Source organism: Candidatus Phytoplasma stylosanthis (assembly GCF_032886435.1).
Lineage (GTDB): Bacteria > Bacillota_I > Bacilli_A > Acholeplasmatales > Acholeplasmataceae > Phytoplasma > Phytoplasma stylosanthis.
This window is the reverse complement of sequence record NZ_JAUZJP010000015.1, coordinates 1-7,521: the sequence shown is the minus strand read 5'-3', so window position 1 is coordinate 7,521 and position 7,521 is coordinate 1. Positions and strand designations below refer to the sequence as shown.

The following is a 7,521-nucleotide window of genomic DNA, read 5'->3' as shown; positions in this document are numbered from 1 at the left end:
AAAATATTTTTTTCTTTATTGTAAAAAATAGAGTTCATAACTTCCCCTACTTTAATTTTTTTAATATTTTCTTTGATATTTTTTAAATTTTTTTCTAAAGAAATACTTATATCAAAAGTTAAAAGAACTATATAAATTTCACCGATATTTTTAGTATTTATTATTTTAATATTTAAATGATTTTTTTTCTTAGCATATTTTTTTAAAATGTTAATATCTTCATATTTATTAGGCAACAATATTATATTTTCAGAATTGACATTGTTGAATATTTTATCTAAAACTTTTATTAAAGAATTTTTTTGTTTCATATCAATAATATAATCAACTTTGAGTTCTTTAAAAATATTTTTTATTTCTTCGCTATCACCAAAAGTAATAATAAAATATTTATTTTCTTTTTTATTATTATTTTTTTTATAATTATCTTCAATAAAATATTGATTTTGTTTTCCAATGTCATCGATTTTAGATTTTATTAAATCTCCATAAAGTAATAGTTTTTTTAAAATAAGTTCATTTTCATTAGTATGAATATGAATTTTTAATAAATCATTATATTTTAATAAAATTAAAGAATTTCCGTATTTTTTCATTTTTTCCTTATGTTTTTCAATAGAAAAATTATTAGGATCTTTTAATTTAATAATAAATTCTGTGCAATAACGATATTTCAAATTTTTAATTTTTTTAATATTATGTTCTTTTTTTTCATCAAAATTAAAAAAATTAACATCTTCTTTTTTGTCTTCTAATTCTACATTTTCTAAATAAAGTAACATTCCTTCTAAAATAAAAATAAAACCTGTTCCTCCGCTATCTACAACATTAAATTCTTTTAAAATAGGTAATAAATTAGGAGTTTTTTTTAAAGATTTTTTTGCATTTTCAATAATTATTTGAAGTGCTTCTTTTATTGTTCGAATTTCTTTTTTTTTATTTTTTGTATTATCTATAGATTCTCTTAAAACAGTTAAAATGGTTCCTTCAACAGGTTCTATTACTGATTTGTAAGATTTTTGATAACCAATAATCATAGAATCTATCAATTCTTCAGCATTAATATTATTTTTTTTTAAATTGTTAATATGTTCATGGAAACCGGCAAAAAATTGAGATAAAATAACACCAGAATTACCTCTTGAACCTATCAAAAGAGCATTTGATAAAACTTTACTTATCTCTATGATTGAAGAATTATTAATTAATTGAATTTGGCGAACGCCTTCCATCATAGTCATTTGCATATTAGTTCCTGTATCTCCATCTGGAACAGGAAAAACATTTAAGTTATTTATTTTTTGATAATTACGTTTTAAATTTAAAGTTCCATTTATAATCATTTTTTTAAATAAATGGCCATCGATTGTTTTAACATCTACCATATTATTTTAGTTTTTTATTATAGTCCTTTTATTTTGTAAATGTTTTTTTATTTTATCATTTAAAAATTAATTGTTTTTTTTAGTTATTAAATGGTAATATAAAAAAATAAATTAATAAAATTAAGTATATCATAATTATAACATATCAAAAAAATTATTTATAAAGTTATTATTTATATAAGTTTCAAAAAATTAAACACAAATTTTTAAATATAAATATAATAGTTAATAAATTTTTTTTTGATATGTTATAATTATGATATAAATATTTTAATATATTATTGCTGTTTTATATAAATTTATAAAGGATTTAAAAAAATGAGTAAATGCTATATTACTGGTAAAACAACTTTATTCGGGAATAAACGTAGTCATGCTATGAATGCTACTAAAAAAATATGGAAAGCTAATTTACAAAAAATTAGAATTTTGAACAAAAAAGGAAAAAAACAAAAAATTTATATCTCTGCACGTGCTTTAAAAAAATTAGAATTAAAAAGAGTTTAATATTTTTAATTCTAATTTTTTTTTCAATTGATAATTTCTAATATATGATTATTAAAACATGAAAAAGGACTAGATAAAAATAAAACAACAAAAAAAGATAAAAATAAAAGAGAATCAAAACGATCTAATATTCCTCCGTGGCCTGGTAATATGCTATCAAAATCTTTTATAGAAAATTCTCTTTTCAACTTAGAAGCAATAAGATCTCCTAAAGGAGAAATAATACAACTTAGTAAATTAAAGATTAAAAAATAAAAAATATTATAAATATTAAGCCTATTAGCAAAAAAAAGTAAAATTATAATAAAAGTAACAATTAGACCAATAAAAAAACCTTCCCATGTTTTTTTAGGACTAACTTTAGAAAATAATAAATTATGACCAAACAAAAGACCACCTAAAAAAGAAAAACTGTCGCTTGAAATGGTAATAATAAAAAGATAAAAAAACCATTTATAATTTAAAAAAATTAAAGTAAAAAAACAAGTACTACAAAAAACAATATATAGTAAAATTAAAAAAAGAAAAGTTAGATTTTTTATTTTAAAATCTTTAATAAATAAAAAACACATCCATAAACAAAATAAAAAAAATAAAAAATATTCTAATTTGTCAAAAAGAAAAATTATTTTCAATAATGAATATTTTTTTTCATAATTTTGGATATTATATTTTTTATATTCTATGAAAAAATTAATCAATAAAGATAAAAAATAAAAAAAATTGAAAAAAACAGAAATAAAATAGATTATTTTTATTTTTTTTTTTAATTTTTTATCTATATTTAGCATTTCTTTTGTAGAAATAAAAACAATTATTAAAATAAAAAATAAATTAAAATAGAGAAAAAAAAAAGAATTGTATTTATTATCAATTAATGTAAAAAAATAAAAACAAAAAAAATTTAGTAAAAAAAGTATAAAACCAATAAAAATTTTTTTATTAACAAATAATTTTTTATTCATTTTAAATTTTTAACAATTCATTATTTTTTTGTTTTGTCTCTTTTTCGATTAGTTCAATATATTTATTATTTAAATTTTGTATTTCTTTTAAAAATAATTTTTCAAAAGCTTCATTTAATTTCATTTTTTTAATTTCTTCGTTCCATTTACGGCGAATGTTTCTGATAAAAACTTTAGTTTGTTCTTTTATTTTTTCTACCTCTTTTGTTAAAGCTTTTCTTTTTTCTTCTGTTAAATGAGGAAACAATAATTTTATAATTGTACCATCATTCTGAGGAGTAATCCCTAAATTAGAATTAAAAATAGCTTTTTCGATTTCGGAAATCAAAACATGATCAAAAGGTTTAATATGGATTTGGTTACCGTCTACTACATTAATTTTACTAATATTTTTTAAAACCATTTCTGCACCATAATAATTAACAGTTATTTTATCTAATATTTTGGGATTTGCGCTTCCTGTACGAATAACATTGAATTTATCTATCATTGATTCTTTAATTGTTGACATTTTCAATTCTATTTTTGTTAGAATTTCCTTCAATAAATTTTCCACATTTTTCCTCCTTAGAAGTAATTAAAGTTCCTATATTTTCTTTTAAAATAACTTTTTTTATATTCCCCTTGATATTCATATCAAAAACTAAAATATCAATTTTATTTTCCCAACATAAAGAAACAGCAGTTATATCCATAATATTTAATCTTTGATAAATAATGTCTTTATATTGAAGATTTTTTAATAAAACAGCGTCATCATATTTTTTAGGATCTTTATTATAAACACCCTCAACTCCGTTTTTAGCCATTAAAATGGCATCTACATTTAATTCTGCTGATCTTAAAGCTGCAGCTGTATCTGTAGAAAAATATGGTAACCCTAAACCTGCTCCTAAAATAACAACTCTATTTTTTTCTAAATGTCGAATCGCTCTTTCTTTGATATAAGGTTCTGAAATTGCTGTAACAGAAAAAGCTGTCATTACTCTAGTTTCAACTTGTAAATTATTTAAAGCATCTTGTAGAGCCAAAGAATTAATTATTGTTCCTAACATGCCCATGTAATCTGATTGACTTCTGACCATTCCTAATTCTTGACCCAAAAGTCCTCTCCAAATATTACCAGCACCTACAATAATAATAATTTCTATATTTAAATCTTTAATTTCTTTTATTTCTTCGGCTATTTTTTTCACTATTTGAGGATCAATGTTAAAATTTTTTCCTTTCAATGCCTCTCCACTTAATTTTAAAAGAATTCTTTTAAACATTAATTTCCTCTCCTTTTCTTAAAAAAGTGATACTTATTAAAAAAATATAAAATTATTTATTGTTTAATTTACTTTTTCCCCCCTACTTCAAAAAAATAATAACCAATAACATTAGTTTTATTTTTTAATAAATATTCTTTAACTTTTTGTTTATCATCAATATAAAAAGGTTGTTCTAATAAACAATTTTTTTCTTTAATTGAATTTAAACTATTATCCACTATTTTATTTAAAATATCATCACTTAATGGTTTATTTATATTTTTTTGTTTAATTTGTTGTAATAATTTTTTTCTTTCTTCGAGGATAAAATTTTCTTCTACTGTTTCTTTACTGAGAAATTTAGGTTTCATTCCTACTATATGAACTGGTAAATGTTCTTGTACATCTGGCGAACAATTTTCTAAATGAACCAAAGAAGATATTTTTCCACCTTGATGTTTATAAAAACCAAAACTTTCTTTTTCTTTTTTATAAACTACTTGAATTCTAGATAATGAAATTTGTTCTTTTATTACGAAAGATTTTTCTAAAATCATTTCTTGAACAGTTTGGCCATTTTTATAATAATTTAAAAAATCATTTAAAGTTTTAATAGATGGTTCTGCTTCTAATAAAAATTCTCCTATTTTATTGTATAATTCAATAAAATTTTTATTTAAAACAACAAAATCTGTTTCTGCATTAAGTTCATATAAAATTGCTTTATTGTCTTTAACAATTACGTTAGTTAAACCTTCTTTATTTTCTTTAATTTTTTTATTTTTAAAATAAAAAAGACTTTTTTCTTTTAATAAAGAAAAAGCTGCTTCGAAATCTCCATTTTTTTGTTCTAAAGCTTTTTTACAATCTTGAATTCCTGCTTGTGTTTCATCTCTTAATTTTTTAATTAATTCAATTTTTATTTTCATTCTTATTTCCCCTTTTTTGTAAATAAATAAATCTTAATGTTACATTTTATTTTTTATCCTTATTTACATAAAAAAAGATGCTAAAATAACATCTTTATAGATAATTGAAAAAAGAAAAAAACTAAAATATCGTTTTAAATATGTTATCTAATAATAATTTATTAATTTATTGTTTTAAATATTTATTTAATTATTTATTTTTTTGTTATTTTCTGTTTTCGTTTCATTATTTTTTTCGTCAAACTTGTCTTTAGATTTTTTGCTTTCTGCTTCGATAACTGCATTTGCAATAATATTTGCAATCAATTTTACTCCTTTAATAGCATCATTATTAGCTGGAATAACATAATCAACTAGATCCGGATCACAATCGCTATCAATAATTCCGAAAATTTTAATATTTAATTTACGTGCTTCTTTGATCGCTAAAATATCTTTTTTAACATCAATTACAAAAATAGCTTGTGGTAATTGATTCATTTCTTTAATACCACCTAAAAATTTTTCTAATTTTTCTCTTTTTTTAACTAATTTAGAAACTTCTTTTTTAGTTAAATTTTCCCATAATCCTTTTTTTTCTTGATTATACAAATCTTTTAAAAAATTTATTCTTCTAAAAATAGTTTGAAAATTAGTGAAAGTACCACCCAACCATCTATGAACAACATAATATTGTTTAGATCTTTGAGCTTCTTGTTTAATAATTTCTTGAATTTGTTTTTTTGTCCCTAAAAACAAAATTTTTCCATTTGAAGAAATTATTTCTATCATTTTTTTATAAGCAAATTCAATATGTTCGATAGTTTTTTTTAAATCTATAATGTGAATTTTATTTCTAACAATAGGAATTCCACTATCATTTAGAGAAAAAAGAAAAGGTTTCATTCTATAATGGCATTTTCTAGCTGCATGTCCAAAATGAATACCTGATTCTAAAAGTTGTTTAATAGAAACTACAGACGACATAAATAAAAAATTAACTCCTTTTAATATTTTTTTGTTTCTAAAAATTAGAAAATAAAATAATTTAAATTAATCTATATAGTGCAGTTATTATTTTTTTATATTATATTTTAGTTTTTAGAAGTATATAACTATATGTTTTATAATTATAATTTTTAATTAATTAAAATTAATATTTTAAATTCAGTATTAGATTATAAGATAGCATACCGATTTTATATTTTACTAAATCAAAATCTAAAATAATTTTAACATATTTTACTATTTTTTTATCATTTATATAAAGTTATAATGTTGTACTTATTTTTATTAAAATAAAAATTTTACTTTATTTTTAATAAAAATAAATTAAATTTTGTTACTATTATTTTTTTCAAAATATAAAATTAAAAATAATTTTAAAATTTCAAAAAATAATAAAAATTAACAAAAAAAATTAAAAACTATCAATAATTAAGTTTTAACATTATGGGAAAATTACTAAAAAATAAAAAAATAGTTAAATTGTTTATAAATAACAGTTTGACTATTTTTTGAATTAAAAAACACAATAAGTTTTTAAAAAAATTAAGTTATTTTACAAAAAAAGAAAATTTATAATTTTTAATTTTTATAAAAAATAATCATAAATCCGTGTCACATCAAAATATATCTCATTAACCAAGTCTCAAATAAAGTCAAATTGTTTACTAAAAAAACAGTTCGACTTTTTTTCTTTTGGATTCAAAACCGAATGAGAGTTTAATAAAAAATAAAAAAATATTTATATGGTTTAAAAGAAATTAAAAATAAATTGATGATGAAAGAGAAAAGAAAATGGAAAATTTTTTTGTGTTCTCGAAGCACTAATTATAATTTAGTTTTAGTTATTTTATTTTATACTTAAATTATCAAGAGATATAAAAAATATAAATATATTATTATTTTTTAATAATATCTTTTTAAACAAGAATGCTTTAAAATGTTTAAAATCGTTAAAAAATTAAAAATAGAATTATAAATTGAAATAAAAAAATAAAAAAAATTTTTACTTAGTTTATAATTTATAAATTATTTTTTTAGTCTAATGTTCTTAGATTCTAAAACTTATAAATGGGGTTTATAGATAAAAATTTTTTTTATATATATTTTCTATATATGTTTTCTTTTTTTCTTTTTTCTTTTTTTCTTTTTTCTTTTTTTTTATTAAAAAAGAAAATTTTAAAAATAAAAAAAATTAAAAATTTTTTTTCTGTGTTATCATATTTGTAATTAGTAAACAATTTAATTTCTAATTTTTTATAAATATTGCGACTTTCAAAACAGTTCTATTTTGGCACAACACAACCAAGGATAATAATTATTTTTTAAAATTAAATAAGTTAAAATGCTTTATACAATAAAAATAACTTATAACTATCGATATCGAAATAGCGCCTCCCCCAGAGGCTCTATTTTTCTTTTTCACCGCGAAATTTGTTTTAACTATAAACAAATGAAACATTGGTTCACTCCCAAACAGAATAAAAAGTTGGTTAGG

7 protein-coding genes are annotated in these 7,521 nt (G+C 19.2%); 1 reads left to right on the top strand and 6 read right to left on the bottom strand.

All coding sequences use genetic code 11. From position 1 onward, the window contains the following. A partial coding sequence (locus Q8777_RS02065) for a DAK2 domain-containing protein (RefSeq protein WP_318749455.1) occupies positions 1 to 1,385 on the bottom strand: 1,385 nt, incomplete at its 3' end. Between the two features lie 318 nt (positions 1,386 to 1,703). Between Q8777_RS02065 and rpmB the strand changes: the two genes are divergently transcribed. Next, on the top strand, positions 1,704 to 1,892 hold the full coding sequence (rpmB, locus tag Q8777_RS02060; protein ID WP_318676503.1) for a 50S ribosomal protein L28: 189 nt from the start codon (positions 1,704 to 1,706) through the stop codon (positions 1,890 to 1,892). A gap of 23 nt (positions 1,893 to 1,915) precedes the next feature. Here rpmB and Q8777_RS02055 read toward each other — a convergent pair whose 3' ends face one another. From Q8777_RS02055 to rpsB, 5 genes are all read right to left on the bottom strand, one after another. Beyond that, complete coding sequence (locus Q8777_RS02055) at positions 1,916 to 2,857, bottom strand: phosphatidate cytidylyltransferase (protein WP_318676501.1); 942 nt, start codon at positions 2,855 to 2,857, stop codon at positions 1,916 to 1,918. 1 nt (position 2,858) lies between these two features. Further along, positions 2,859 to 3,413: a ribosome recycling factor gene (gene frr, locus Q8777_RS02050; RefSeq protein ID WP_318676500.1), complete on the bottom strand. Its 555-nt coding sequence runs from the start codon at positions 3,411 to 3,413 to the stop codon at positions 2,859 to 2,861. Then, a complete protein-coding gene (gene pyrH, locus Q8777_RS02045) occupies positions 3,355 to 4,128 on the bottom strand; it encodes a UMP kinase (RefSeq protein ID WP_318676499.1) in 774 nt (257 codons plus the stop codon). The genes frr and pyrH overlap by 59 nt, the downstream gene beginning before the upstream one ends. Before the next feature lie 68 nt (positions 4,129 to 4,196). After that, complete coding sequence (gene tsf / locus Q8777_RS02040; RefSeq protein WP_318676498.1) at positions 4,197 to 5,039, bottom strand: translation elongation factor Ts; 843 nt, start codon at positions 5,037 to 5,039, stop codon at positions 4,197 to 4,199. 186 nt (positions 5,040 to 5,225) lie between these two features. Further along, positions 5,226 to 6,005 (bottom strand): 30S ribosomal protein S2, encoded by a 780-nt coding sequence (gene rpsB / locus Q8777_RS02035; protein ID WP_318676497.1) that lies wholly within the window; start codon positions 6,003 to 6,005, stop codon positions 5,226 to 5,228. Positions 6,006 to 7,521 lie beyond the last annotated feature (1,516 nt).